Consider the following 25,912-nt stretch of genomic DNA (forward strand, 5'->3'; position numbering starts at 1 on the left):
CTGTCAGAGGGATCGGCAAGGATACGGCCATGGTGGCGATCATGAAGTGCCGTGAAAATGAGGACGAGTACCTCGAATTCCTCGAAAAGCTGCATCAGTCCCGTCGGCACGACTGGGAGTGGTCGTTCACGCGCGGGCGTGATCTGTGGTCCAAGGGCCGTCATCTGCTCCTGATCGCGTCCATGGACGGTGACGGGCGCTTCGAGGTCACCCGAGTGGGGAAGTCCGTCCGCCGACGTGGGGCCAAGGACCAGGACCAGCAACTGCGCGTCACTACTGTGCGCCGACTGCGCAGACCTCTCCGGCTCGTCGAGCTGCTCGACGGACTGACCGCGGTCCAGCGGCGCCATCTGGTCGAGGAGGGCCACCAGAGCAAGGGGACGGGCGAGGCGATACGCGCCCGGCTACTGCGCCTGCGGCCAGAGCTGACGGAAGCGGTCCAGCTGATCGAGGGAGCCATCGACTCCTGGGACTTCGGCGACTCGCGGGCGGCACAGGAAGTGGCGCTGCAGCGCGACGCGACACTCGCCGTCACGCGCATGGCCGGGATGCAGGCCCCGCAGCTGGCGGAGTGGGATCCACCCGCCGAGGAGCTGTACGACGACACGGTGCCCCCGCTGTTCCTCGACATGGTGGGAGCAGCCCGCCATCCTGACGAACTGCTCGACTCACCGGAGCAACGTCCGCAGGACCGTCCGGCCCGTTCCGACAGGCTCAGTAACCAGCGCGCTCTCGAGGACCATCTCATCATGCAGGACACTCGCGCGATGCACGGGTGGCTCAGCGAGGAGACCAACCATGTGGCCTGGCGCAGGTTCCGTGAGCACGGTCGCACGCTGCTGGTCGCGAACGCCAACCGCACCCAGGCGGAGCAGGCCCTCGGCTGCGACATCATCTTCTACAACGTCACGCGCCACAGCCTTGTCCTTGTGCAGTACAAGAAGCTCGACGCGGAACGAGGCGGCTTCTACTACCCGACAGGCGACAGGAACCTCGCCAAGGAGCTCCGGCGGATGAAGAGCCTCGACCGGTACGCGGAGAGGCACGCCGGTCTGGCCGACGAGCAGAGGCTGGACCCCAGCCCGAGCTGGATCAAGCTCTGCCATCCACGTTCCGTGCTGCCGCACACGACGGAGATGATCCACGGCATGTACTTCTCCCGCCGGCAGTTCGAATCGCTGCGCGACGACGCCCGGCTGAAGGACGGGCGGGGCGGTGCCGTCCGGTTCGGCTACAAGAACGTCCCGGCCTACCTGGACAACACGCTGTTCACACGTCTGGTGGAGACGGGCCAGATCGGCACCACCGGCACGAGCACCGACCTCGTCCGCCAGCAGGTCATCCGCAGCTTCCGAGGCCAGCGCAACCTCGTGCTCGCCACGCTGAGCGGAGAGGAGGCGCCGCAGGCGGCGCGGAACGCGCAGCGCAGGGCAGCTCGATGAACAGCGTCCCTGTGTGACCACTGGTCGACAGCCAAGCTGCGGTAACCGGCCGCCGGGGCGGAGCATCGGGCCCCGCCCGGCGACTGCGGTTCGGTGTCAGTTGACGGGCATGCGGGGCACACCGCCCTTGCGGCTGATGTGGAACGCCAGCCGGTAGATGTCCGGCAGGTCGATCGCCTCTCCGCTGCGCCGGGTCATCACACCTAGTTCGATGAGCTCCTCCAGCAGCGCCACGGGGTTCTCCAGCTCCCGTGGACCGCTGCCGGAGCGCTCGTCCTTGAGCTGTTCCCGTACCTTGCTGACCAGCGAGCCCTGGTGCCACGCGTAGTGGACGGCCGAGGCCTGGAGAGGGACCTGTGCGTTCTCCAGCTGTTCGACCGCGAGGGCCGCCCAGCCGATGTCGTCCTGCAGTTCGGCCACCCTGCTGTCTGCGGCGGAGCTGAGACTCTCACGGATGGCGTCGTAGTGGAGGGGGACCGGGTGTCCCGCATGCCGTTCGCTGGTCAGTACGGCAGCCTTGCAGAGGGCCTTCAGCCACGTCCGGGGACTGACCCGGCCCTTGCCGTCCTGCAGGTGGTTCGGCACCCAGGTGTACGTGTGCCCCTTGCGCCGGTCCGTCCCCATGAACGGCCCGGCGAGCGTGATGAAGACTTCCTCCTGGCGTTTCCGGTCGGCGATGACGTCGACGGGCGCGACGTGGCGGCCTTCCTCCTGCCGCCAGATGCCGGTCGCCGTGCGGAACTTCTCGGCCTCGGGCGTGGTGTGGTTGCCCAGCTGGTGAAAGAGCAGCCCGTAGAGGTTCTCCCGGCTCCACTCCAGGTCCGTGGCGTTCGCGCCGAGCTTGGACGCGTCGGGGAACATCTTCGGCGCGTTCTCGTACATGTCCGGCCGTACGAAGATCTTCGCCCGCAGGGTGCCGGTGGTCAGGCGCAGCTCCAGCGCCAGCCGGAACAGCCCGGACAGCAACCGGTCCGTCTGCTCGCGTACGCCGTGCAGGTGCTCCAGGGCGTCGAAGAGCAGCACGCGGGTCTCACCGCGCTCGCGGCTCTCCCGGTCGGCTGCGGCGATCGCCGCGTCGTAGGCCTCCGGGTTGTCCCGCGTCCAGCGGACACGGTCGGTCCAGCCCTCGATGCGGCGGATCTCCGGCACGTTCAGGGCCATCAGGACGATCGCCGCCCACAGTTCGTCCGGGGTCGCCCCGTCCGCGACGAGCTTCTCCCGTGTCCGCTTGTACGGGAAGGGCGGTTCACCCGCCTCCTCGCTCTCCAGCCCGAACGCCGTGGTCACCCTGGTGCGGCGGAGCCGGGGCATCATGTAGGACGCGGCGGCGATCTCCCTGAGCCGCTCGTCGACCAGTGCCTTGGCCCAGAACGTCTTGCCCGTACCGCGTGCCCCGCGCACCACGGTGACGTCCGGGTCCAGGGCCAGCCGGTGCGAGGACGGAGTGAACAGGGTCCGCAGACCTGGGCCGGTGGTGTTCGCGTCGGGAGCCGAGCCGAGCGCTTCGATGAGCAGCTTGCGGTAGTCGGCGGGCGTCGGTTCGCTCATCACGCGTCCTCGTGCGGTTCGGGCAGCAGACGTTCCACCGTAGTCGTGAACTTGCTGTACGCCGCCTCCACGAAGGGCAGCTCGGGCCAGCGGCGGCTGCGCAGCGGATCGAGCCCGACCAGGTCGTTGCCGAACAGGATGGGGATCGCCGCGTAGGGGGCGTCGTCCACCTGGCCGGCGGGCGTGTAGAACGGCTCGGGCTCGTCCTCGTCGGGGAGGTTGTACAGCGTGTCCACGAACAGGTCGTAGGCGTTCTTGCGGAGCACACCGAGCCGTTCGGTGTCGCCCGCCGAGTGGAACATCGCGCCCACGATCCTGATCCTCTCCCGGAGCTCGCGCGCACGGTCCGGTCGGCGCTGCCACTCGGAGAGCAGCATCCGGTAGCCCTCCCAGGTCGAGGGATTGTCCACGGCGAACAGCAGGGCGAGTCCGCTGAGCCGGGTGAGCGTGACGGCGGCGATGTCGTGTATGCCGGCGCGGCTGTCGAGCAGGATGTGGTCGGGGCGCCGGGCGAGCCGCTCGACCTGGTCCTCGCACGCGGCGATGGCCTGCTCCAGCCGGACGGCGAACGGACGCGGCGGTGCGCCGTCACCGGTGGCCGGGAGGTCGGTGTAGATGCGGTTCAGCTTCGACAGGTAGCTGTACGGCTGCCCCTCCAGCGGCAGTCCGCATGCCGGGGCGAGGAACACCTCCCCGTTGCCCTGGTAGTTCAGCAGGGAGGCACGTCCGACGAGCTCCAGGTCGTCCGCGCTGCCGACCGCGGCCTCCACGAGGTGGTCCACGATGCCGTGTCGTGGTCTGCCCGCCTCGTCCGAGAGCAGGTTGGACACGCCGGGCGATTCCAGATCGAGGTCGACGACGAGTACGCACCGACCCAGGTCGGCGAGGTGGCGGGCGAGGACGGCGGTCGCGGTCGAGCGGCCGACACCGCCCTTGTACCCGTACAGGGCCACGCGCCGGTCCCGCCGGGAGACCGGTGTCCCGGAGGCGCTGTCGTCGTCGCGCTGGAGCCAGTCGGTTCCGACGACCGTGCGTTCCAGCGTGCAGATCCTGCCGACACCGTCGCCGCGCGGGCTCACCTCGGTGAGTTCCGGCGCGGTGAAGAACAGTTCCGGCGCGAACATGGAGCGCGCGGTCTGCACCGGCTCCAGTCCGGTGAACGGCTGGGTCACCGCGACGAACCGGTCACGTACGGCGACGAGTTCGGGGGAGTCCGGTGCGAGCCGATCGTCCATGTCGTCGATGAGTAGTGAGGCCCGGCCGAGCAGGTCACGGGCGAGTACGACGTCACGGCCGAGCGCCGCAGCGTCCTCGGCCACCTTCTGTGCGGCCAGCCACGAACGGTCGAAGCCCGCGCTGGGTGTCGTCATGCGAGGGCCCCGGTTCCGAGTATGCGTGCCTGTTCGTGAGCGGCGAGGAGGTCGTACGCCGCCCGCAGGTGCCGGTCGAGATCCGCGTCGCTGATCGCCGTACCGTCGCAGTATCTTCCGGACACGTCCCAGTCGTGGAACGGGTTGTGCCCGATCAACCGCAGAAACAGGACCCCTGTCTCGCGTGCGCGCCGACGGTCGAGGATCGTGGTCAGCTGTCCCCACAGGTCGGGGAGGTGCTCGTGCAGGTACTCCTTGCGGTCCTGCTTGCGCCACTTTCCGCCGGGCGGGTTCGGCTGCGAGCTCAGCTCCAGATCGCCGTTGTAGGGCCGCTGCTTGTCGTTGAGCCGGGAACCCAGGTAGTCCAGGAGGATCGCCTTGATCGCGCACTCGGCGGCCAGCCCCGCCGAATGGTCGGCGGCGATGGTAAACCGGTCGCCGGCGGCCAGCCTGGCCGAGTGGTAATGATGGCCGCTCGCCGCCCGGAAGGCCGGTGGCGGGGCGGCGGAAGTCGTCGGAGCCGTCACGACGATCACCTTATCGGCGTGATCAGCGGGAAAGGGAGCGTTTCCGCATACCAGGCGCCCTGCGCCCACCGCATGCGGCCTGGCAGGATTGGTGCTCTGAGCGCGGACTGCGACGGTGGACGAGAGAGCCGCAAGGAACGCGCAGTGCATCGAAAAGGAAGCGGAACGTGACGGACGTCAAGGCTGGTGTGGACCCGGCGGCCCTGCTCAAGGACCTCAAGCGACAGGTCGCGGCCCTGGAGGACGACCTGCGGGCGCGCACGGAGTCCGTGGACGAGATCCGCGATCGCCTGGAGGCCGAGTACCGGCACGCCCGGGAGGCCCGGCGCACGGCGGCGACGTACGGGGCCTGGCGCGACGAGCGGGTCACCCAGTCCGCGGCGGCCTGGGTACTGGCATGTGTCTTCGTCCGCTTCTGCGAGGACAACGGCCTCATCGACGAGCCGTACATCGCCGGCCCGGGGGAGCGGCTGGCGGAGGCGGAGGCCCGGCACGAGGCGTACTTCCGCGAGCACCCGACCAAGAACAACCGCGACTGGCTGTTCGCCGCGTTCGACGCCATCCGCGAGGCGAACGACACGGCGGCCGGCCTCTTCGACAAGGCCCACAACCCGCTGTGGGACATCGAGCCCAGCTATGAGGCGGCGACCGAGCTGCTGTCCTTCTGGCGGAGGTGGGGCGCCGAGGGCGAGATCCGCTACGACTTCACCGACCCCGAGTGGGACACCCGCTTCCTTGGTGACCTGTACCAGGACCTCAGCGAGCACGCCCGCAAGACGTACGCGCTGCTCCAGACCCCGGAGTTCGTCGAGGAGTTCATCCTCGACCTCACGCTGGAACCGGCAGTCTCGACGGACGCGTTTGGCCTGAACCCGGTGTGGGAGGGCCCGGACGGTGAGGAACGGCTCGGCCTGCGCACCATCGACCCGGCCTGCGGGTCCGGGCACTTCCTGCTGGGCATCTTCCACCGGCTGTTCGACAAGTGGCGTGCGGCCGAGCCGGGCACGGATGTGTGGACGCTGGTGCGCCGGTCCCTGGAGTCCGTGCACGGCTGCGACAAGAACCCGTACGCGGTGAGCATCGCGCGGTTCCGGCTGCTGGTGGCTGCCATGCGAGCGGCGGGGGCGGAGAGGCTGAAGGACGCGCCGCCGTTCCCGATCAACGTGGCTGTGGGGGACTCGCTGCTGCATGGGCGGGATGCGGCGGGTATTCAGACGGACTTGGACACGCTGTTCGCCGAGGTGCAGATCGGGCGGGAGGAGGGGAAGACGTTCGCGTATTCGACGGAGGATGTGTGGGAGTACGCGAAGAAGGTTGATTTGTTGGGGCGGGGTTCTTATCACGTGGTGGTGGGGAATCCGCCTTACATTACAGTCAAAGACAAGCAGGAAAAGGGCAACTATAAGAAGGCGTATAAGGCGAGTATCGGCCAGTATGCGCTTTCTGTGCCCTTCGCTCAGCGGTTCTTTGAGCTGGCGGTCAAAGGTGCCGGCGGTACCGCTGGCGGCGGTGGGTTCGTCGGTCAGATTACTGCCAACTCGTTCATGAAGCGAGAGTTCGGCAGGGACCTTATCGAGGTTGTGTTCCGAACTGAAGTCGAGCTCTCACACGTCATCGACACTTCCGGCGCATATATTCCGGGGCATGGAACTCCCACGGTCATCCTCGTCGGGAGGAATCGAGTTCCCAGCGAATATCGCCCGGTTCGTGCAGTGTTGGGGGTTCGGGGTGAGCCTGACCAGCCCGAAGTGGCTGCTAGAGGTCGGGTTTGGCGGGCGATTCAAGAGAACTACTTGAGACCTGGAAGTGAAACTCCCTGGGTATCGGTTGGAGACTTGGATCGCGATCGATTTTCTGAGGCACCTTGGTCGCTCAGCGGAGGTGGAGCCGCGGAGGTGTTCTTGGGGTTGTCGGCGGCCGCTGCGTCTACGCTTGGTGGTAAAGCGCGAGTCATCGGACGAACTGCGCACACCGGTGGCGATGAGGCGTACTTCGCGGCAGGTCGGACGTGGGAGCGGTATGGGGTACCCGAATCCCGTGTGGTTGCACTAGTCGAGGGCAACGTTATTCGCGACTGGGATCTGCATGCGGAAACGCGTGCGCTGTTCCCCTATGATAGTGATCTTGCGGCCGATGATTCTGTTCTATCCGTTACGAAAGTGCTGTGGCCTCGCAGGAGTGTTCTCCGTGTTCGGCGAGAACCGGGCGGCACCCATGAAGAGATCGGTCTTACTTGGTTTGAATGGAGTCGCTGGCACCCGGAGCGTTTTTCCGTTCCACTTAGCCTGGCCTTTCCGTTCGTTGCGACACACGCTCATTTCGTGCTAGACCGTGGCGGGAAAGTCTTCAACCGTACTGCTCCTGCCATCAAGCTTGGTGCTGAGGCAGGCGAGGAGGAGCACCTGGAACTGCTGGGGGTGCTGAACTCTTCGACGGCTTGTTTTTGGCTGAAGCAGGTTAGTCAGGGGAAGGGTGGCAGTGGCCTCGGGCGCGGTCTGCAGGACGAGGACTGGGAAGAGCGTTACGAGTTCACCGGAACCAAGCTCCAAGAGTTCCCTCTACCTGAGCGGCTTCCGCTGGGACTGGCCCGGAAACTGGATGTTCTCGCTCAGGAGTTGGCGGGTCATGAGTCATCCGCTGTGAGTGAAGCGGGCGTTCCCTCGCGGGAGGCGCTGGACGCGGCGCATACCGGCTACGTCGCTACACGGAACCGGATGATCGCCGCGCAGGAAGAGATGGACTGGGAGGTCTACGGCCAGTACGGCTTGCTCACGCAGTCGGACTTGGCCCGTACCGTTGCGGTCGATGGCGCTGCCCTGCCCGAAGTGCGCCTCGGTGAGCGTGCCTTTGAGATCGTGCTCGCGCGGAAGGTGGCTGCTGGGGAGGCGGAGACCGCCTGGTTCACCCGGCACGGCTCCATCCCCGTCACCGAGATCCCCACCCACTGGCCCGACTGGTACCGAGACATCGTTCAGGCGCGGATCGACATCATCAACTCCCGCAAGGACATCGCCCTCATCGAGCGTCCCGAGTGCAAGCGACGCTGGGCTGCCGAGCCGTGGGAGAAGAAGGAGCGAGCTGCGCTGCGGAGCTGGTTGCTGGACCGCTGTGAGAAACCTGAGCTGTGGTACGAGGTTCGGGACGGGCTCAAGCGCCCCCGCCCGATGACCGTCAACTACCTCGCCGACCAACTCGGGGCAGACGAGGACTTCGTCTCCGTCGCCGCGCTCTACGCATCCGACCACCTTGATAAGCCCGACCTGCCTCTCGCGCAGATACTGACCGACGTAATCACCGACGAGCACGTGCCCTACCTCGCCGCGATGCGCTACAAGGACCCCGGCCTGCGCAAGCGCGCGCAGTGGGAAGAGGTCTGGCGGCAGCAGCGCGAGGAGGATCGTACCGGGCAGCGGCTCGACATCCCTGTGCCGCCCAAGTACACGTCCGCCGACTTCGCCCGTGCCTCCTACTGGTCGAACCGCGGCAAGCTCGACGTGCCCAAGGAGCGGTTCATCTCGTACCCTGAGGCCGGGCCCGACAGCGACTCGACGCTGATGCTCGGTTGGGCCGGCTGGGACCACAAGGACCAGGCTCAGGCCCTCTTCGAGCTGCTGGCCGCCCGTACGGCACGGGACGGCTGGAGTTCCGAGCGGATCGTTCCGCTGCTCGCCGGCCTCCACGAGGTCATGCCGTGGGTCAAGCAGTGGCACGGCGAGTACGACGACGAGTGGGGTGACGTACCGGCGGACGAGCTGGAGGCCGAGTACGAGAACCAGCTCCGCAAGCACCAGGTCGGTGTGGAGGAGCTGAAGGCGTGGCGTCCGGTGCGGAAGACGCGTGGCCGCAAGGCGGCGGCGAAGCAGCCCGCGCTGGACGCCGAGTAATCGGAGAGGTTGGTGGGGCAGTGGCGCGCGCTGCCCCACCGGAAGTTCAGACGCGCGAGTCGGCCGCCAGTGTCGTGAACGCCGACCAGGCATCGCGGGACATGGCCAGCGCCTGCCTGTCCGTGTCCTTCGAGTCCCGGACGAGAACGGCCTTGGTGCGCACGGCGACCTCGACGCAGTTGCCGCCCCCACCGCCGCTGTAGCTGCTCTTGAACCAAGCAAGTTCGGTGGTGCTCATAGCGCTCCTCGCATCTGCTCCAGCAGGCTCGCGGTGGCTTGATGACTCAAAGCCTGCGAGCGCATCTTGCCATAGCGCTGAAGCATGGCGCTTGCGGCTTTTGTGTCGGTGACAAGCATGCTGCAGTCGTGCGCTTCGACGTAGCCCACCCACCGGTTCTCCACCGTCTCGGCGAGGTAGAGAGGGCCCTCGAAACCGGAGTGATCCTCCTGGACCCGAGGCATGATCTGAATCTCTACGTTCCGGAGACGGCCCACATCGAGCAGGCTGCTGAGCAGCGCGTGTGTGACGCCCTCACCGGCCAAGCGGCGATCCAGCAGGGCCTGCTCGATGATGAAGCTGAACGTGCTGTTCGGCCGCTCCGTCAGGAGACGCTGACGTTCAAGTCGAGCCGTGACCTGTTGCTCGAACTGCTCCTCCGACAGGGGTGGAAGGCGCCGCTCGAAGAGCGCGCGAATGTAAGGCTCCGGCTGGAGCAAGCCCGGAATCACAGCGCACTCATACGCGTACAGCGAGATCGCCTCCTCCTCGATCCCCGCCCACTGCCGGAACCACGACGCCAGCCCCGCCTTCCGCGTCAGACTCTTCGCAGCCGCCCCCAGCACCCGCCCCGCGACCGCCCCCAGAACCTCCTCCGACCGCTCCAGCAAGTCCCGTGGCGGGAACCGCTTCCCCTGTTCGATCTTGGCGACGTACGCGACCGAGTACCGCACCAGCGGCGCGAACTGCTCCTGCGTCAGGCGGGCTTCCTCCCGCAGAGCCTTGAGGACCGCACCGAACGTCTTCAGACTGTCGGAGAGTTCCGGCTCGCAGTTGCCACCCCCGTTCCCGGCACCGTTCCCGCCCTGCCCGGCGTTGCCACCCACCCCGCCGCCGTTGCCCGTCGTCATCGCAGCCGCCTTCCCCTGTGCCGCCGGGACGCACTCGTGCCGCCCCCGGCTGCTCGCCGTACCGTCTGCCGTACGCGCTGCGCCACGCTCGGCACACTCATCGTCACGTACGGCGACCGACCCAGTCCAGCGAGTCGACCAGTACAACGCGATCTGTATCGGCGCCGGACCTGCCGACGGTCCGTCACCTCCCGGCAGGGTGGCCGCCATGTCAGTCCCCCGCACCCAGAGCCCCACCCCGGCTCGTACGTTCACCCAGCGCTTCTCCGCAACCCGCCGCGGTGCGCGCCTCGCCCGGCTGCTCACCGCGCACCAGCTCACCGAGTGGGGCCACCCACACGGCACCGAGGCACACGACACCGTCATCCTCGTCGTCGCCGAACTCGCGGCGAACGCCGTACTCCACGGCCGCGTTCCCGGGCGGGACTTCGCCCTCTCCCTGTCCCACGACGAGAGCCGGGGCGTCGTCCGGATCGAGGTGACCGACACCCACCCCGCCCAGCCAACGCAGCGAACCCCCGGTACGGACGAGAACGGCGGCCGCGGCCTGCTCCTCGTCGACGCGCTCGCCGCCGACTGGGGCGTACGCGACCGTCTCGGCCCCGGCAAGACGGTCTGGGCCGAGTGCGCCCTGGCTCGTCACGCGTAGCCTGGGCTTCGGCCTTGAGCAGTGCGCCGTTGTAGGGGCGTCCAGCAGGGCATGATGGACGCCGCCCTGAACTATGGCTACGTCCGGGTGAATGTCAGCCGCGGAATCCACGAGCCCTGTCCCGGCGCTTGACGTCTGGGTAGGGCTTGAACCACTCGTCCCACAGGTCGTCTTCGACCATGTCTGCTTTCAGAAAGTCGTGCGCCCTGTCAGTGACGTTGAGGACCCTGCTCTCAATGGCGAGGAACTGCCAGTCATGGTCGAACCGAGAGACTGGAAGGGTCTGGTAGACCTCGTCCGCGTAGATGGATTCGATATCGGACTCCCGGATGCTGTTCACGGCGTAGCCGAGTAGAACGCTCTCAGCCAGGCAGCGCGGTTTCGGGTCGTCACCGGCAAACAGATCGGCCGCGAGATCGTCATATGCGCGAGCGCAGTGAAGAAGGAACCAGTCCGACTGGGCCTCGACGCTATCCGGAACGCTGTATTCCCAGAGGTTGGACTGAACGGTGAAGTACGTCTCGTCCGCAAGATCTCTCAGCTGCTGATAGAGAACGAATGCCGTCCTGGGCGTCACCCCAACACCGCCGCAATCCCCGCAGCCACGGCCGTTGACGCCGCAGACCGGGCACTTTGAGCAGTCCTCGTCCGCAGTGCAGCCGCAGCTTCGGCAGTTCCCGCAGGAGGTAGTACTGAGGAGCGAGAACACCGCCACGTTGGGTTGCTCCAGGTTCTCCGTTACAGCTCGCGCGACCCTGTGTGCAGCCAGGGCTCGTGGAACGTCACGATGCGCGTCTTCGATCTCCTCCGCGACCTCGGTGATCGCCTTCCTGAGAGGGCCCGGCAGGGAAGCCGAGCACCGGTGAACCCTCGCGAGGGCACCTGGTCCTTCCTGGAGAGCTGCATTGAGAGCGGCAGCGAGCAGGTGGGATTCGTCGCGATCCTCGAATGTCCCGATCTTCGAGAGCTCCGGTCCACGGGGCGTCCCCCACATGCTGAAGAGGATGGCGCCGTTGCCCTTGGGTTGGGTCAGGAAAAGGAGATGCGACGGTGCGGAATGTGCCGGCATGACTGAGCCTCCGATTGGTACGCGGGCATCGAGTGCGGGCATACGTAGGGAATGCCGCCGCAGACCGGTGCCTACTGCGTGAAAGACGAGGTGAGGGACAAGCCGGTGGTCCGGGTGCGTCCGCAGACCCCTTGGCAGAAGCGCAGCTGGTGATCTGGCCACGAGCGAGATCCCGTTGCTGGCACGCGGAAGCCTGCCACAGAAGGCGCCGGGGATGCCAGTCAGTTCGCGAAATTCTGAGCTGGGGTGAGCTTTGCCCGGTCCCTCAACTCCTCCCCCCGCCCACCCTGATGTCCTGGTTCCAGGCGTCGCTCCGGCCGTTCCGCCCCGTCTTGCAGACCGTGTCGTAGCAGCGCCAGAACCAGATGCCGTTCCTGCGGCGGCGCAGCTCGATGCTCGTGCCGCCGCAGCGGCCGCACTTCGGCGGGCGGGTGAACAGCTCGGCGTGTTCGTGCTCCAGGAGCTTGCGGGCGAAGTGGCCGCCGCGGATCGTCAGCATGACCTCGCGGGTCCACGACTGGGAAAGGGTGTTGAGGCTGCCGAGCATCACCGTCCGCTCGTCGATCACCGCGATCTTCTGGTGCATGACGTTGACGGGAACGACCGTGTGGACGACGGCCCGGAGGTCGGCGATGAGGCTCTGGCTGTCCGGGCGGGCCTGGAGCTGGTCCGTGTCGTCGCGGATGAACACGCTCACGCGCACGCCGCGACCGGCCGCCTCGCGCAGCAGCGGCAGGATGCCGCGCACCCGGTTTGCGACCCACGGCGCCCACAGCCAGACCGAGGTGCGGGCCGTGCGGATCTCGTCCTCGAAGGTGCTGAAGAACGTCGTCTCGTCGTCGATACCGGTGATCTCGACGTGGCGGGCGAGCACGTCGGCGAGGGCGGCGCCGAACTCCCCGCGGCTCGGTGCGTCCTCGTGCGGCGGTGTGATCAGGTGGCCGGCCCGCAGACGCCGTACGCCCGGCGTGCCGACCAGCGCGGCCAGGTGGGAGAAGGTCGTGCCCTTCTTCGCGGAGCTGATGCGCTCCCAGCTGCCGATGACGTACAGGCGGGTCCGGACGCGGGTGGCCGCCACGTTGAACAGGCGCACGCCGCTGCGCGCCCAGTCCGACGCGCCCGGCTCCCGGTGCGCCAGTGACATCCACAGTTCCTTGCCGTCGGCGCCCTCCACCGTGTCGAAGACGACCACGGGGAACTCCCGGCCCTGGAAACGGTGCGCCGTGCCCACCTCCGCGAGCGGTCCGCCGCCGCTCTCCACGTCCCGCAGTGCCTCCAGGGTCGCCTCCGCCTGGACGCCGTAGGGGGTGACGATGCCGGTGTCCTCACCCCTCGCGCGGTGGTACTCCACCAGCGCCCTGGCGATCAGGGACCCGGCCGGCCACCAGCCGCTGCGGCTTCCGGTCAGGTGGGGTCTGGCCAGTTCGTGCAGTCCGTCGGTGTCGACGAGGACGATCTCCGGGTCGTCGGGGGGCCGCGGTGCCGCGATCTGCTTGCCGCCCCGCAGCATTCCCCCGTACGCCAGCGAGTTCGCCAGGCCCATCACCGCCGGGCCGAAGCGGTGCTGTTCGGTCAGGGTGACGCAGGCAGGGTGCTGTCGGGCGTCCTCGGGATCCTGGATGCCGCAGTGCCGGAAGACGTCCGGGAGGAGCCAGCGCCTGACGTCCGCGCGGTCGAGGTCCTTCAGCCGTTCCTCGACGACCGGGCCGAGCTGCATGAAGTCGCCGAGCAGGACGGCCGTCCGGGTCGCCTTCGCCGTCGCGAGGATCACTTCGGGCAGCGTCGCCGCACCTGCCTCGTCGACCAGGACCACGTCGTAGGGGCCCTCGAAGACCGCCTTGTTGGTGCGGAACCGGGCGAGGGTGGTGGCGACCAGTTTCGCGCTCTTGATGATCTCGCCCTCGGCGTTGCGGGCGAGGCGTTCGTACTCCTCCTGGACCTGCTGGAACTCCTCCTCCAGCGCGGCACGGCGGGCGGTGTCGGCCGCCACCCGGGGCCGTAGGCGCTCGGCGCGGGCATGGTGGGCGGGCCAGTCCTGCTGTTCGGCTCGGGCGGTGAGTTCCGCGGCGTCCAGGGCACGGACGACGGCCCGTTCCAGCCGAGTGGCCTCCTCGCGACGGGCGGCCACGAGGTCCAGGGCCGATCTGTACGCGGACTGTGCCGAGACCAGCGACTGTTGCAGGGCCGCGATCTGCTCGGGTGTGTGGGTGATGCCGGCGACGAGGTCCGCCAGTTCCCGCTCCAGCGCGACGACGTGCGCCTCGGCCGTGGCGCGTGCGGCCTGCGCCGTCCGGCGGGTACGGGCGACGTCCTCCTCGGTGTCGGCCAGCCGCTCACGCAGCCCCTGACGCTTCTCCCGGGCCCGCCACCGGGCCACCGACCGCTGTGCGTCCAGCTCCCCCAGCTCCTCGCGCTGGTCGCGAAGGTGGTCCTCGGCCATCAGAGCATCGGCCTGCTTGCGCTCCGCGGCCTTGAGGACGCGGGACTGCTCCTGGCGCAGGCGTTCGACTTCGGCCCACTTCCGGAGCGACTCCTCCGCCGCGTCCCGGCGCCGCTGGGCGGCCACGGCGGCCTGCTGCGCCGCCTCCCGGACCGCCACGGCCTCTTCCAGCAGGGCCGCCGCCGTCTCAGCCCGCTTCCGTACGGACAGCGGATCCTGGCCGGGCGTGCGCAGCAGCTTCAGCGCGTCGAAGTACGCGGCCGGATCGAAGCGGACGAGGGAGGCGTCCAGTGCGGCCAGCTCCGCCGTGCGGGCCCGGACGCCGACCAACGCGGCCTCGATCCCGCGCCTGCGCCCCGCCGTCTCGGCCAGGCGTTCGCGCACCATGAGCGGCAGCGACACCCCGGGATCGTCGGCGACCTCCCGCAACTGGGGCGGGCCCACCCGGACGATGTCGCCCGGACCGTGCCTGTTCTCCTTCACCACCCCCGACAGGGCATTGTCCACGGCGATGTTGGTGGCGGACACCAGCAGCACCCGGTCGCCGCGTGCGATCAGGTCGCCGATGGCACGCTTCAGTACCGTCGTCTTGCCGGTGCCCGGCGGACCCCACACCAGATGCGTGCCCTGGCCCAGGCACGCACGGTAGGCGTCCCCCTGCGCCGGGTGGAACCCCGGAGGGTCCGGGAGGGGAGCCGACGTGCCGCCGATCGAGCCCGCGGCCAGGGCCGCCGCCAGCGGCGCCTCGCCCAGTCCGGCGATTCCGTCGCGCAGAGCGGTGACGAGGAAGGTCGGTGGCTGCTTGAGCAGCCACAGATACGCGTCCGCGAGGTCGGCGAACTCGGCGACCTTCAGCGTGAGCAGGGAGCCGTTCTGCACGGTCTCCGAGACGGTGAAGCCCTCCGTCTCGACGCCGTCGGACTCCGGCCCCGCGAGGCGCAGCGCGTCCAGCTGGTCCGGCCCGATGTCGGAGCCGCGCAGGTCCACCGCGTACCAGCCGGCCTCCTTGGTACGGACCGCCCGCCCCACCCGGTGCCAGCGCGGTTGCCTTCCGGTGCCGCCCATGATCGCCACCAGTTCGCCCAAGGCCGCGGCGATCTCCTCGCGCCACCCCACCCTCGTCGCCCCGCTCCCCGTACCGCCGACAGAACCCGCGCCGACCCTACCCAGCGGAGCTGTCTGTGATCCCGTGGGCACCGTGCGGTACGGAAGATTCCGCACCGACGGACATACGTGTCAGCGCCACCTGGCAGGATGGGGAGGCACTGAGAAGGGCGCGAGCCGTGCGGCCGGGCCGCGAGCCGAGAGAGGGAATGACCGCCTGATGCCCACGAGCGAGCTCCTGCTGAAGGACGTCATCGAGATCAAGGAAGACGTCCATGCCGGCGACTTCAAGATCGAGCTTTCCCAGGGGTTCAGTGAGACCGACGCCCGGGTGGCCGAGTACGTGGTCACCGAGCAGCTCCAGAGGGCGTTCCGGCAGGCGCTGGACCTTGTGGCGGGCTGCGTGAGGTCCGGCAATTCGGAGGCCGCCTACCTGCACGGCTCCTTCGGTTCCGGCAAGAGCCACTTCCTGACCGTGCTGCACGCCGTGCTCAACAACCATGCGGCCGTGCGTACCAAGTCCCGGCTGGTGGAGGTCGTGGCGCCGCACGACGAGTGGCTGCGGCGCAGCAAGTTCCTGATGGTGCCGTACCACCTCGTCGGATCCGCCGACCTCGACTCCGCCCTGCTCGGCGGTTACGTGCACACGGTGCGGGAGCTTCACCCCGACAAGCCGCTTCCCCCCGTCTACCGGGCCGACGCGCTGCTCTCCGACGCCCGTACCCAGCGGGAGTTCCTCGCCGACGACGCCAAGTTTCTGCAGTGGCTCGGCAAGGGCGCCGCAGCCCTCACACCGAGCGCGGCCGCGCCCGCGGAGGCCGATCCGGACGACATGCCGCCGATCGACGGCGAGGCCGCGGCGCTGCCCGCCGGGACGTGGACCGGTGTCGACTTCGACCGGGCGTTCGCGGGCGCGCCCGACGACCCGTACCGCGAGCGGCTGGTCTCCGCCCTGCTCAGCGGCCCCATGGCCGCCTACGCGCAGGGCATGCGCGGCGAGGCCAGCGCCTTCCTGCCGCTGGAGAACGGCCTCAAGGTCATCTCCCGGCACGCCCAGTCCCTCGGCTACACCGGAGTCGTCCTCTTCCTCGACGAACTGGTCCTGTGGCTCCAGGCGAAGATGGGCAACCAGGACTTCGTGCGCGACCAGGTGCAGCGGCTGGTCAAACTCATCGAGTCGGGGGACAGCGGCCGACCGGTGCCGATCGTGTCGTTCATCTCCCGCCAGCGCGACCTGTCGCAGCTGATCGGCTCGGACGTCGTCGGCGCCGACGTGACCAACCTCGAGCAGCAGATCGAATACCTGGCCGAGCGGTTCAACGTCGTCGACCTCGAGGACAGCAACCTCGTCGAGATCATCAAGCACCGCGTGCTCGCCCCGAAGGCCGGTATGGAGTCGGTGCGCGACGACGCCTTCAAGCTCGTCGAGTCGTCGGGCGACGAGGTCCGCCAGATCCTCTTGGACGCGCAGGGCCGCACCGAGGCGTCCTGGGACGACTTCCGGGAGCTCTACCCTCTCTCCCCGGCGCTCCTCAACGTCCTCGTCGACCTCTCGGGTGCCCTCCAACGCGAGCGCACCGGTCTCAAACTCGTCCAGGAACTGCTGCGCCGCCGCCGTGACGACCTGAAGCTCGGCGAACTCATCCCGCTCGGCGACCTGTGGGACGTCATCGCCCACCGCTCCGGCGCCGCATTCACCCCCCGGCTGCGCAAGGACGCGGAGACCGCCGACGACTTCCACGGGCGGGTACGCGAGGAACTGCTGCGCAAGTACAAGACCCCCGACGACAAGCGGTTCCAGGCCGACGAGCGGCTCGTCAAAACCCTGCTGCTGTCCGCGCTCGCGCCCAACGTGCCCGCCCTGACCCGGCTCACCGGCACCCGGCTCGCCGCACTCAACCACGGCTCGATCCGGACCCGGGTCGGAGACGCCGGCTCCGTCGCCGCCAAGCGGCTGCGGGAACTGCAGATCCCCTTCGACGGCGAGCTGCGCAGTGAGGGGGACAAGACCGACCCCGTCTTCCACCTGCACCTCTCCGACATCGACGTCGAACCGCTCCTCGAAGAAGTGCAGGGCGTCGCCGACCAGCTCGGCTACCGGCGGCAGTGGATCAAGGACCAGCTCTGGCGCGAGCTGGGCATCCAGGACACCCAGCCCTTCGTCTGCGAACGGGACATCGTCTGGCGCGGCACCAAACGCACCGTCGAGTTCGTCTTCGGCAACGTGCGCGACACCCGCCTGCCCGACGACGAGTTCGCACCCCAGCAGCCCGGAAACCTCCGCATCGTCTTCGACTACCCCTTCGACGACGGCGACCACGGCCCCATCGACGACCTCCAGCGCGTCAAACGGCTCCGGGGCGCGGGCCGCACCGAGCCCACGCTCGTCTGGCTGGCCGACTTCCTCTCCGACCAGACCTCCCGGCAGCTCGGTCGCCTACTGAAGATCAACTACCTGCTGGAGCGCGACCGGCTCGAAGAGCACACCGCCACGCGCCCCGCCGACGAGCGGACACAGATCCGCAACCAGCTCAAGGCGTCCCGCGACAACATCAGCGGCCACCTCACCGAAGTCCTGCTCCAGCTCTACGGGATCAACCGCGCCGAGCCGGAGACCGTCGGAGCGACCCTGCCCGACGGGGAGCACCTGGTGTCCCTGCTGCCGGGCTTCACCCGTACCCGCCCCGAGCCGTCGGTCGGCTTCGAGCAGAACCTCCTGCTGCTCGCCGACGGAATGTTCGCCGCCCGCTACCCCAAGCACCCCGACTTCGACCCGCGGCTGACCCGCAAAGCCATCACCGTGCGCGAACTCAAGACCACCATGGAGTGGATCGCCCGGGCGATGGAGGACGGCTCCCGGCGGGTCGTCGTGGACAGCCACCCGCTGCCCGTCGTCAGGAAGATCGTGCATGCGCTCGGCCTCGGAGAGGTCCACGACGGACCTCTCAATGTCAGCAACGACTGGCGGCTGCGTATCAACAAGAAAGCCGCCGAGCACCCCGAAACCGGCGACGACCTCGCCGTCGAGACGATCCGCGACTGGATCACCGAACTCGGCTACGAGGGCCTCGACCGCAACGTGGGCAACCTGATCATCGCGACCTACGCGCTGCTCGACGACCGCACCTGGATCTACCAGACCCAGGTCGTACCGCAGGCCCCCGAACTCGACCGCATAGTCCCCGGGTACGGTCTGCGCGCCGTCTCGCTCCCCGACGAGGACACCTTCGCCACCGCACTGCGGCGCGCCGGAGCGGTGTTCGGGCAGAGTGTGTCGCCGGTGCTCTTCGCCAGGAACGTCTCGCGGCTCGCCGCGCAGGTGCGCACCGTCGCCGAGGAGCACCGCACCGCCGTGGGGGAGGCCCGGACACTGCTCCAGGACAACGCCGTACGACTCGGCCTGGAAGGACCCGGAGGTGTGGACGCGCCGCGGCTGAAGTCCACGAAGGCCGCCGCCGACCTGATCGCCCGCCTGCTGCGCACCAACGACGCCACCAGCCTCACGCGGGAACTCGCCGAAGCCGCCTACGAGGTGACGGATCGGCAGGTCGGTGCCGCCCTCAAGCAGGCCCCCGAGGTGCTGCAGGTGCTGCGGGCCCAGCGCGACGGCCGCTGGTCCGACCTGGACATGGTCCGCGAACTCGCGGGCCGGGACGACGGCGTCGGCGACCGGGCGCAGCGGCTGCTGGACACCGTCCGCCGGGCGGCCAACGCCCACGAGGAGGACGAGTCGCTCGTCCCGGTGCTGGACTCGCTGCAGGAGTCGGCCGTGGCCCTCATGCGGGAAGCAACCCGGCTCGCCCAGGCGGCCCGGCCGGTGGAGCCCGTGCAGCCCGCCGAGCCGACCGCGGAGGACGTACGCCTCACCGAGCACGGCACGCCCCCGGTGTCCGTGACGCCCGGCGCAGTCCCCGCCGAGCCGGACCGGGACCGCCCGGGTTCCGGACCGGCGCCACGGGACCCGCGCGTAAGCTACGCGGCCCAATCCGCTCGCCGCCCCGGCGCGTACATCGTCGAACCCACCCGGCTGGAGACCACGCTCGCGGCCACCGTCGACGGACTCAGCGCCGACATCCGTCGTTTCCTCACCGACCATCCCGGCGCCCACGTCCAGGTCACCTGGCAGGTGATCGAGGACGCCCGCAGTGAGAGCGAGGCGGCCGGCCAGGACGAGAAGGAGACCGATCGTTGATGGCGCTCCTGCCACAGGTGGGACGGCGCACCGTCGAGGCGCTCCTGGACCGGCACGCCAAGAAGCTGGCTGAGTACAGCCTCGTGCTGGTCCACGGACAGTACGCGGCCGGCTCGGCCACCACCTTCACCGCCGAGGTCGGCGAGCGGACCCGCCGTGTCACGGTGCGCGACGAGTCCTCCGTCCTGGGCATCCTGGCCGCCTGGCACAGCCACCGAGACGAGGCCGCCCCCGGCGACCTGCTGGTGGTCACCACCGGAGTCGACGACGACCAGCTCGGCTGGGACGTGCGCGGGCACGCGGTGCACCGGCGCACCCTCAACGTCGAGAAGGCGGAGATCGTGACGCAGCGGTTCGGGGCCACCGGACTCGACGTGCGCATGTACCGCGAGGACTGGCTGCTCCAGGCCCTCGTCGACGCCGAACCCACCGGACGGGGATGGCCGCGAACCGCGGGCACGCTCACCCGGGACGCCGCCCTGCGCGCCCTGGTCGTCGAACGCCTCGGGCTCGACCACCCGGACATCTCGCCCCACGCTCCGGGGGAGGCCGCCGTGGACGCGGACGTGCTGCTCGCCTGGTCGCGCACTCCCGCCGGGCCGCGCCGTTTCGCCGAACTCGGCGACACCGAACGCACGGAGCTGAAGAAGTGGCTCGGCGAGGTCGCCGGACCCGCCGTACCCGTCCTGCTCGCCCTCGCCGAGATCGGACGGGGACACGACGCGATGGCGCTCGGCCTGCTCGGCGCCGCGCTGCGCGACCCCGCCGCCGACCCCGACGTGGCTCTCGCCGTCGGCGGCCTGTTCGGCAAGGCCGGACCGCGCAGGGGCGAGATCGACGCTTTCACCGACGCGGTGGAGGGCACCCTGCTGCGCTGGATAGGGGAGGCCGCGGGTTCGGTCGACGCACGCCACAGGGTGTTCGCCGTACTGCAGCGCGCCGACGACCTGGCCCGGGACGCCGGTCTCACCGCAGGGCTCAACGGCAGCCGTTTCCTCCTGTCCAGCTTCGCCGCCCAGCTCGCGGCCGTCGTCGAGGGCGCCCAAAGATCCCCCGCGCAAGGCGAGAGCGCACTGGCCGAGCTGACGGGACACGCCCTGGCCGGACTCTTCCCCGACCGGGTGCGTGTCGCTGAGATGGCCGTGCGCCTCGCGCGGTGGCTGCGCCAGGTACAGCCCGCGGTGACCTCCGTGGCCACGGGCGTGCGCGACCATGTTGCCGAGTGGGGATGGGCCGACCGGGCGCTGTCCGTTCTCTGGGCCGGCGACCCCGGCGGCGACCCGGCCGTCGCGAGGGGCCTGCGCGACCTCTACGAGGACGGGCGGGCCCAGCGTGAACGGCTTGACGAGCAGTTCGCCCGGCATCTGGCCGGCTGGACCCCGAACGCCACCGCCCAGCAGCCGGGCAGCTGCCTGGTCGTCGAGAACGTCCTCGACACCGTCGTCCGCCCCCTGACGTCCGGCGGATCGCCTCTGGTGATCGTGCTCGACGGAATGAGCGGCGCCGTCGCCGCACAATTGGGGGAGGAAGCCGAACGGGAAGGCTGGCAGGAGATCGTGCCACGGCCCGGCGAAGGCGCACGGCGCACCCGCCTCGCAGCCGTCTCCATGCTCCCCTCGATCACCCGCACGAGCCGGGCGTCCCTGCTCAGCGGCACGGCCACCCGAGGAGGGCAGTCCACCGAGACCTCCGGGTTCGCGGCCTTCTGGAAGAAGCGGCGCAAGAACGCGGTCCTCTTCCACAAGGCGTCGATAGAGGGAGACGCGGGCCACTTCCTCGCCCAGGAACTGGCTTCCGCGCTCGCCTCCGACGCGGTCGTCGGCGTGGTCCTCAACACCATCGACGACGCGCTCGCCTCAGGCCAGCAGGGGCAGCGCACCGTGTGGTCCCTCGGTGACGTCACCTACCTGCGGGAGCTGCTGGCCGCCGCCCGCAGCTACGCACGTCCAGTCGTCCTCGTCGCCGACCACGGACACGTCATCGACCGCGGCCGGGGTCAGGTCACCCTGGCCGCGGACGGGGGCGGCTCGGCGCGCTGGCGGCCGGACGCCGACGCCGGTGACGGCGAGGTCGTGCTGAGCGGACCGCGCGTCCTCGAAGGCGGCGGCACCATCACCGTTCCCTGGCACGAGGACATCCGGTACGCGGCCCGCAGAGCCGGCTACCACGGCGGGGCCTCCCTCGCCGAGGTCACCGTCCCGGTCCTCATCCTCCTCCCCTCGAAGGAACTCGCTCCGCGCGACTGGGAACCGCTGCCCCGAGAACAGGCCGCACCCTCCTGGTGGAAGGCCACTGCCGCGACACCGGCCGAGGCGTCGGCAACCCAGGCGGAGAGCGCCACGCAGCCGGTGCGCAGACCGGCGAAGCCCGCACACCGGCAGGACGAGGAACTGTTCGGCACCGACGACGTGGTGACGCCCGAAGCAGCATCGGAGACCACCCCCGCTCCCGCGACCCTCGGGGCGCGTGTGGTGGCGAGCGAGGTGTACGAGGCGCAGAAGGAGTATGTGCGCAAGGCCCCGGAAGGCAAGGTCGTCACCGCCGTCATCGACGCACTTGCCGCCGCCGGAGGCACCATGTCACCCGCCGCCCTGGCCGCTGCCATCTCGGCGACCGGCCGGGTGCGGCGCAACATCGAGGGCTTCGTCGCCACCGTGCAGCGTCTGCTCAACGTCGAGGGATATCCGGTGCTCGGCTTCGTCGACGCCGGTCACGCGGTGAAGCTCGACGTCGCCCTGCTCCGGGACCAGTTCCTGGCGGACGAAGCGAAGACCGGCTCGGCGAGGAAGGAGACGTCATGAGCGCGGTGACCCCGGCCAGCCCCGTACGCATGCGGGAGGTCGTGGACGCGCTGCGGCGCGGCACCGTACCGCAGGCCGGGCTGGACCTGCTCGCCGTCGGCTTGGACCGGTTCGAGACCGCGCTCGACGACGACCTGGCGACGACGGCACGAGGCGGAGCGGCGTTCCACGCCGTCCGCGGCGAGTACGGCTCCGGGAAGACGTTTTTCGCGCGGTGGCTCGCCGAGCGCGCCAAACGTGCCGGACTCGCTACGGCGGAAGTCCAGATCTCCGAGACCGAGACCCCGCTGCACCGGCTGGAGACGGTCTACCGCAGGCTCACCGAGCGCTTGACGACCGCTACCCACCAGCCCAGCGCACTGCGCGCGGTCATCGACTCGTGGTTCTACACCCTGGAGGAAGAGGTCCTCGACGCCGGGGGGACGAACGAAGAGGACGAGGCGGCACTCACCGCGGCCGTCGACGCGCTCATGGAACGCAGACTCGCCGACGTCGCCAGGACCACCCCCGCCTTCGCCGCCGCTCTGCGCGGCTACCGGCGGGCCGTGGCCGCCGGGGACGGGGCGACGGCGGAAGCCCTCATCGCCTGGCTCGGAGGACAGAAGTCGGTCGCGGCTTCCGCCCGCCGCAGCGCCGGCGTCCGAGGGGACCTCGACCACTTCGCGGCCCTCGGCTTCCTGCAAGGGCTGCTCACTGTGCTGCGGGACTGTGGCCATCCGGGCCTCCTCCTCGTCCTCGACGAGATCGAGACCCTGCAACGCGTACGGGGCGACGTCCGGGAGAAGGGCCTCAACGCGCTGAGGCAGCTGCTGGACGAGATCGACGCGGGCCGGTTCCCGGGCCTCTTCCTCGTCATTACGGGAACCCCGGCGTTCTACGACGGGCAACAGGGTGCGCAGCGGCTTCCCCCGCTAGCACAACGGCTGGCCACCGACTTCACGACCGACCCGCGCTTCGACTCCCCGCGTGCCGTCCAGCTCCGGCTGCCGGGGTTCGACCTGCTCCAACTCGGCGAACTCGGTCGTGCCGTGCGCGATGTGTACGCCCGGACCGCACGCCATCCCGAGCGGGTGACCGAGCGGGTCGACGACGCGTACCTGACGGAGCTGGCCAGAGCCGTCACCGGCGGACTCGGCGGCAAGGTCGGCGTCGCACCCCGCGTGTTCCTGCGCAAGCTGGTGGCCGACGTCCTCGACCGCGTCGACGAGTTCGAGGACTTCGCCCCCCGCACGCACTACGCGCTCACCATCACCGCGTCCGAACTCACCGACACCGAACGCAACGCGGCCGCGTCCGGCGACGCCGGTGCCATCGAGCTGGAGCTGCCTTGAGCGCCGGGGACTTGGACCCGGCGCTCCTCCACCACATCGTCAACACCCTGGGCTGGCGGAGCCTGCGTCCACTCCAGGAGGCAGCCGCCACCCCCCTGGTCTGCGGAGACGACGCCGTCCTGCTCGCTCCCACCGCGGGTGGCAAGACCGAGGCGGCCGCCTTCCCCCTGCTGACCCGGATGGCGGGGGAGCGGTGGAGCGGTACGTCCGTCCTCTACGTCTGCCCCCTGAAGGCCCTGCTCAACAACCTGCTGCCGCGCTGGGAGACCTACGCCTCCTGGCTGGGCCGCACCGCGGCCCTGTGGCACGGCGACACCTCGGCCGGTGCCCGCAAACGGATCCTCGCCGCCCGCCCCGACGTCCTGCTCACCACGCCGGAATCACTCGAAGCGATGCTGGTGAGCGCCAACGTCGACCACACCTCGTTCTTCTCGGGGATGCGGGCCGTCGTGGTGGACGAGGTGCACGCCTTCGCCGGTGACGACCGGGGATGGCACCTCCTCGCAGTGCTGGAACGGCTGCAACGGGTTGCGGGCCGACAGGTGCAACGTGTCGGCCTCTCGGCGACGGTCGGCAACCCCGATGCACTGCTCACCTGGTTGCAGGGCTCAGGCGCGGGCAAGCGGCCCGGACAGGTGATCGCTCCCCACCTCGACGGGTCCCCGCCCACGGCACCCGCGGTCACGTCTCCCCCCGCAGCAACCGGTGGATCGACTGCCGTCCCGCCGGGAGACGTCCAACTCGACTACGTCGGCTCGCTCGACAACGCGGCCACCGTCATCGCCGCACTGCACCGTGGCGAGAAGCGCCTCGTCTTCTGCGAGTCACGGAGATACGTGGAGGAACTCGGGGAGAAGCTTCTGGCGAAGGGCGTCACCACCTTCCTCTCGCACGCCTCCCTCTCCCTCGACGAGCGCCGGCGTGCCGAGGCGGCCTTCGCCGAAGCCCGGGACTGCGTGATCGTCTCCACCAGCACGCTGGAACTCGGCATCGACGTCGGTGACCTGGACCGGGTCATCCAGATCGACGCCCCCGCCACGGTGGCCTCCTTCCTCCAACGGCTCGGCCGCTCCGGGCGACGCGAGGGCACCGCACGCAACTGCCTGTTCCTCGCCCTGGACGAGGAAGGTTTGCTGGGAGCGGCCGGACTGCTGCTCAAGTGGTCGCAAGGATGGGTGGAGCCCGTCGTGGCACCACCGGAACCCCGGCACATCGTCGCCCAGCAACTCCTTGCCCTGTGCCTGCAGGAGAACCGTGTCGGCGAGCACCTGTGGCAGGAATGGTGGAACGGACTCGGCCCCTTCGGCGCGCCGGCCGAGCCGATCGTGCGCCACCTCATCGACCAGGGGTACCTGGACCGGGACGGCGGCATGCTGTTCATCGGCCCGGAGGCAGAACGGCGCTTCGGACACCGCCACTTCATGAACCTCACCGCCGTGTTCACCGCGCCCCCGCAGTTCACCGTCCTGCAGGGGCGTGCGGAGATCGGCCGGACCGATCCCAGCCTCCTCACCGAACGGGTCGACGGCCCGCGTCGGCTTCTGTTGGCCGGCCGGAGCTGGCAGGTCACCTACATCGACTGGCGGCGCAAGCGCTGCTTCGTCGAACCCGTCGACGGGGGAGGCAAGGCCAAGTGGAGCAGCCCCGGGTTCGGCTCGGCGGACTCCTACGAACTCACCCGCGCGGAACGCCGTGTGTTGCTGGGTGAGGATCCGCCCGTGAAAGTGACGGGGCGGGCGGCCAGTGCCCTGCGGCGAGCCCGTGAGGAGTACCTGGAGCGGGTACATCCCGGAGGCACCCTGATCATTCAGGATGCGGGGGGACAGAAGCGTTGGTGGACCTGGGCGGGCCACCGCGCGAACGCCACACTCGCCACGACCCTCGACTCGGTCGCCGTGCCGCGACAACACGTCAACGACCGCTGGATCCGGCTGCGCGAGGACGTCACTGTGCATACCTGGAATGAGGTGAAGAAGGATGCGACCGACCGGTTGTGCCTGCCGGACGTAGACGAACGCGCGGTACGCGGCCTGAAGTTCGGCGAGGCTCTTCCACCACGCCTGGCCGAGGCCACGCTGTCGGCCCGGCTGGCCGACACGGAGTCCGCCACCGCTGTGCTCACGGAACCGGTGCGCTTCATCCAACACGAACGATGACACCACTCGGCGTGCGGGCTGAGTGAGGAGAAGAGCAGCCGCACAGGCTGAGCATACGGAAACCGGGCATCCGGCCGTCGCTGCCATGGACCCGGAACAATGAACCGCCGATGACCTCGCAGATCTCTCCGGCTTCCCGCCCTCACAGAGCCACTTCCGTGGACTATGCCCCCTTCGCTCACCTCACCACCCCCAACGTGCCATCCACTGCCAGGTCCTGCGTGCGTTCCTCGCCGCCAAGGAGCGGTTCGCGGTGCATCTGCGGCCGGAT

General features: G+C 69.4%; 14 protein-coding genes. 7 read left to right on the top strand and 7 right to left on the bottom strand.

Translation table 11 applies throughout. The features are described 5' to 3' along the window. Positions 1-29: 29 nt before the first annotated feature. The gene (locus KUM03_RS05520; protein WP_217245859.1) at positions 30-1,442 is read left to right on the top strand and encodes a hypothetical protein; all 1,413 of its coding nucleotides are present in this window, start codon (positions 30-32) and stop codon (positions 1,440-1,442) included. Between the two features lie 96 nt (positions 1,443-1,538). Here the strand turns inward: KUM03_RS05520 and KUM03_RS05525 are convergent, their stop codons facing one another. Genes KUM03_RS05525 through KUM03_RS05535 form a run of 3 tightly spaced genes read right to left on the bottom strand, consistent with a single transcriptional unit; the run spans position 1,539 to position 4,887 of the window. Next, positions 1,539-2,990, bottom strand: coding sequence for a hypothetical protein (locus tag KUM03_RS05525; RefSeq protein ID WP_217245860.1), 1,452 nt, complete (start codon positions 2,988-2,990; stop codon positions 1,539-1,541). After that, positions 2,990-4,360, bottom strand: coding sequence for a KGGVGR-motif variant AAA ATPase (locus tag KUM03_RS05530; RefSeq protein WP_217245861.1), 1,371 nt, complete (start codon positions 4,358-4,360; stop codon positions 2,990-2,992). The genes KUM03_RS05525 and KUM03_RS05530 overlap by 1 nt, the downstream gene beginning before the upstream one ends. Then, a complete protein-coding gene (locus KUM03_RS05535) occupies positions 4,357-4,887 on the bottom strand; it encodes a hypothetical protein (RefSeq protein ID WP_217245862.1) in 531 nt (176 codons plus the stop codon). The genes KUM03_RS05530 and KUM03_RS05535 overlap by 4 nt, the downstream gene beginning before the upstream one ends. A 167-nt stretch (positions 4,888-5,054) precedes the next feature. Between KUM03_RS05535 and pglX the strand changes: the two genes are divergently transcribed. Continuing rightward, positions 5,055-8,771: a BREX-2 system adenine-specific DNA-methyltransferase PglX gene (gene pglX, locus KUM03_RS05540; RefSeq protein ID WP_217245863.1), complete on the top strand. Its 3,717-nt coding sequence runs from the start codon at positions 5,055-5,057 to the stop codon at positions 8,769-8,771. Between the two features lie 46 nt (positions 8,772-8,817). Here pglX and KUM03_RS05545 read toward each other — a convergent pair whose 3' ends face one another. Together KUM03_RS05545 and KUM03_RS05550 are read right to left on the bottom strand one after the other, a co-directional pair. Continuing rightward, complete coding sequence (locus KUM03_RS05545) at positions 8,818-9,009, bottom strand: DUF397 domain-containing protein (protein WP_217245864.1); 192 nt, start codon at positions 9,007-9,009, stop codon at positions 8,818-8,820. After that, positions 9,006-9,899, bottom strand: coding sequence for a helix-turn-helix transcriptional regulator (locus KUM03_RS05550; protein ID WP_217245865.1), 894 nt, complete (start codon positions 9,897-9,899; stop codon positions 9,006-9,008). Before KUM03_RS05550 ends, KUM03_RS05545 begins: the two co-directional genes overlap by 4 nt. 208 nt (positions 9,900-10,107) lie before the next feature. Between KUM03_RS05550 and KUM03_RS05555 the strand changes: the two genes are divergently transcribed. Next, entirely contained in the window at positions 10,108-10,548 is a 441-nt protein-coding gene (locus KUM03_RS05555; protein ID WP_217245866.1) for an ATP-binding protein, read from the top strand. Positions 10,549-10,642: 94 nt separating this feature from the next. Here the strand turns inward: KUM03_RS05555 and KUM03_RS05560 are convergent, their stop codons facing one another. Beyond that, positions 10,643-11,617: a hypothetical protein gene (locus tag KUM03_RS05560; protein WP_217245867.1), complete on the bottom strand. Its 975-nt coding sequence runs from the start codon at positions 11,615-11,617 to the stop codon at positions 10,643-10,645. Positions 11,618-11,882: 265 nt separating this feature from the next. Next, positions 11,883-15,143, bottom strand: a complete 3,261-nt coding sequence (locus KUM03_RS05565; protein WP_254398893.1) for an AAA domain-containing protein — start codon at positions 15,141-15,143, stop codon at positions 11,883-11,885. A gap of 238 nt (positions 15,144-15,381) precedes the next feature. Here KUM03_RS05565 and KUM03_RS05570 point away from each other — a divergent pair, with 238 nt between their 5' ends. The 4 genes from KUM03_RS05570 to KUM03_RS05585 are packed head-to-tail and all read left to right on the top strand — an operon-like array spanning position 15,382 to position 25,641. Beyond that, positions 15,382-19,353, top strand: coding sequence for a PglY protein (locus KUM03_RS05570; RefSeq protein ID WP_217245869.1), 3,972 nt, complete (start codon positions 15,382-15,384; stop codon positions 19,351-19,353). Beyond that, entirely contained in the window at positions 19,353-22,154 is a 2,802-nt protein-coding gene (gene pglZ, locus KUM03_RS05575; RefSeq protein WP_217245870.1) for a BREX-2 system phosphatase PglZ, read from the top strand. The genes KUM03_RS05570 and pglZ overlap by 1 nt, the downstream gene beginning before the upstream one ends. After that, positions 22,151-23,485: a BREX system ATP-binding protein BrxD gene (gene brxD / locus KUM03_RS05580; protein ID WP_217245871.1), complete on the top strand. Its 1,335-nt coding sequence runs from the start codon at positions 22,151-22,153 to the stop codon at positions 23,483-23,485. Before pglZ ends, brxD begins: the two co-directional genes overlap by 4 nt. Then, positions 23,482-25,641 (top strand): DEAD/DEAH box helicase, encoded by a 2,160-nt coding sequence (locus KUM03_RS05585; protein ID WP_217245872.1) that lies wholly within the window; start codon positions 23,482-23,484, stop codon positions 25,639-25,641. Before brxD ends, KUM03_RS05585 begins: the two co-directional genes overlap by 4 nt. The last annotated feature ends 271 nt before the right edge of the window (positions 25,642-25,912 follow it).

Origin of the sequence: Streptomyces sp. AC602_WCS936, from assembly GCF_019049125.1 — a bacterium.
Classification (GTDB): Bacteria; Actinomycetota; Actinomycetes; order Streptomycetales; family Streptomycetaceae; genus Streptomyces.

Coding starts and splice junctions, on each gene's coding strand:
- KUM03_RS05520 (WP_217245859.1), top strand. CDS start 30: ATGGTGGCGATCATGAAGTGCCGTGAAAATGAGGACGAGTACCTCGAA.
- KUM03_RS05555 (WP_217245866.1), top strand. CDS start 10,108: ATGTCAGTCCCCCGCACCCAGAGCCCCACCCCGGCTCGTACGTTCACC.
- KUM03_RS05525 (WP_217245860.1), bottom strand. CDS start 2,990: ATGAGCGAACCGACGCCCGCCGACTACCGCAAGCTGCTCATCGAAGCG.
- KUM03_RS05545 (WP_217245864.1), bottom strand. CDS start 9,009: ATGAGCACCACCGAACTTGCTTGGTTCAAGAGCAGCTACAGCGGCGGT.
- KUM03_RS05550 (WP_217245865.1), bottom strand. CDS start 9,899: ATGACGACGGGCAACGGCGGCGGGGTGGGTGGCAACGCCGGGCAGGGC.
- KUM03_RS05570 (WP_217245869.1), top strand. CDS start 15,382: ATGCCCACGAGCGAGCTCCTGCTGAAGGACGTCATCGAGATCAAGGAA.
- pglZ (WP_217245870.1), top strand. CDS start 19,353: ATGGCGCTCCTGCCACAGGTGGGACGGCGCACCGTCGAGGCGCTCCTG.
- KUM03_RS05530 (WP_217245861.1), bottom strand. CDS start 4,360: ATGACGACACCCAGCGCGGGCTTCGACCGTTCGTGGCTGGCCGCACAG.
- brxD (WP_217245871.1), top strand. CDS start 22,151: ATGAGCGCGGTGACCCCGGCCAGCCCCGTACGCATGCGGGAGGTCGTG.
- KUM03_RS05560 (WP_217245867.1), bottom strand. CDS start 11,617: ATGCCGGCACATTCCGCACCGTCGCATCTCCTTTTCCTGACCCAACCC.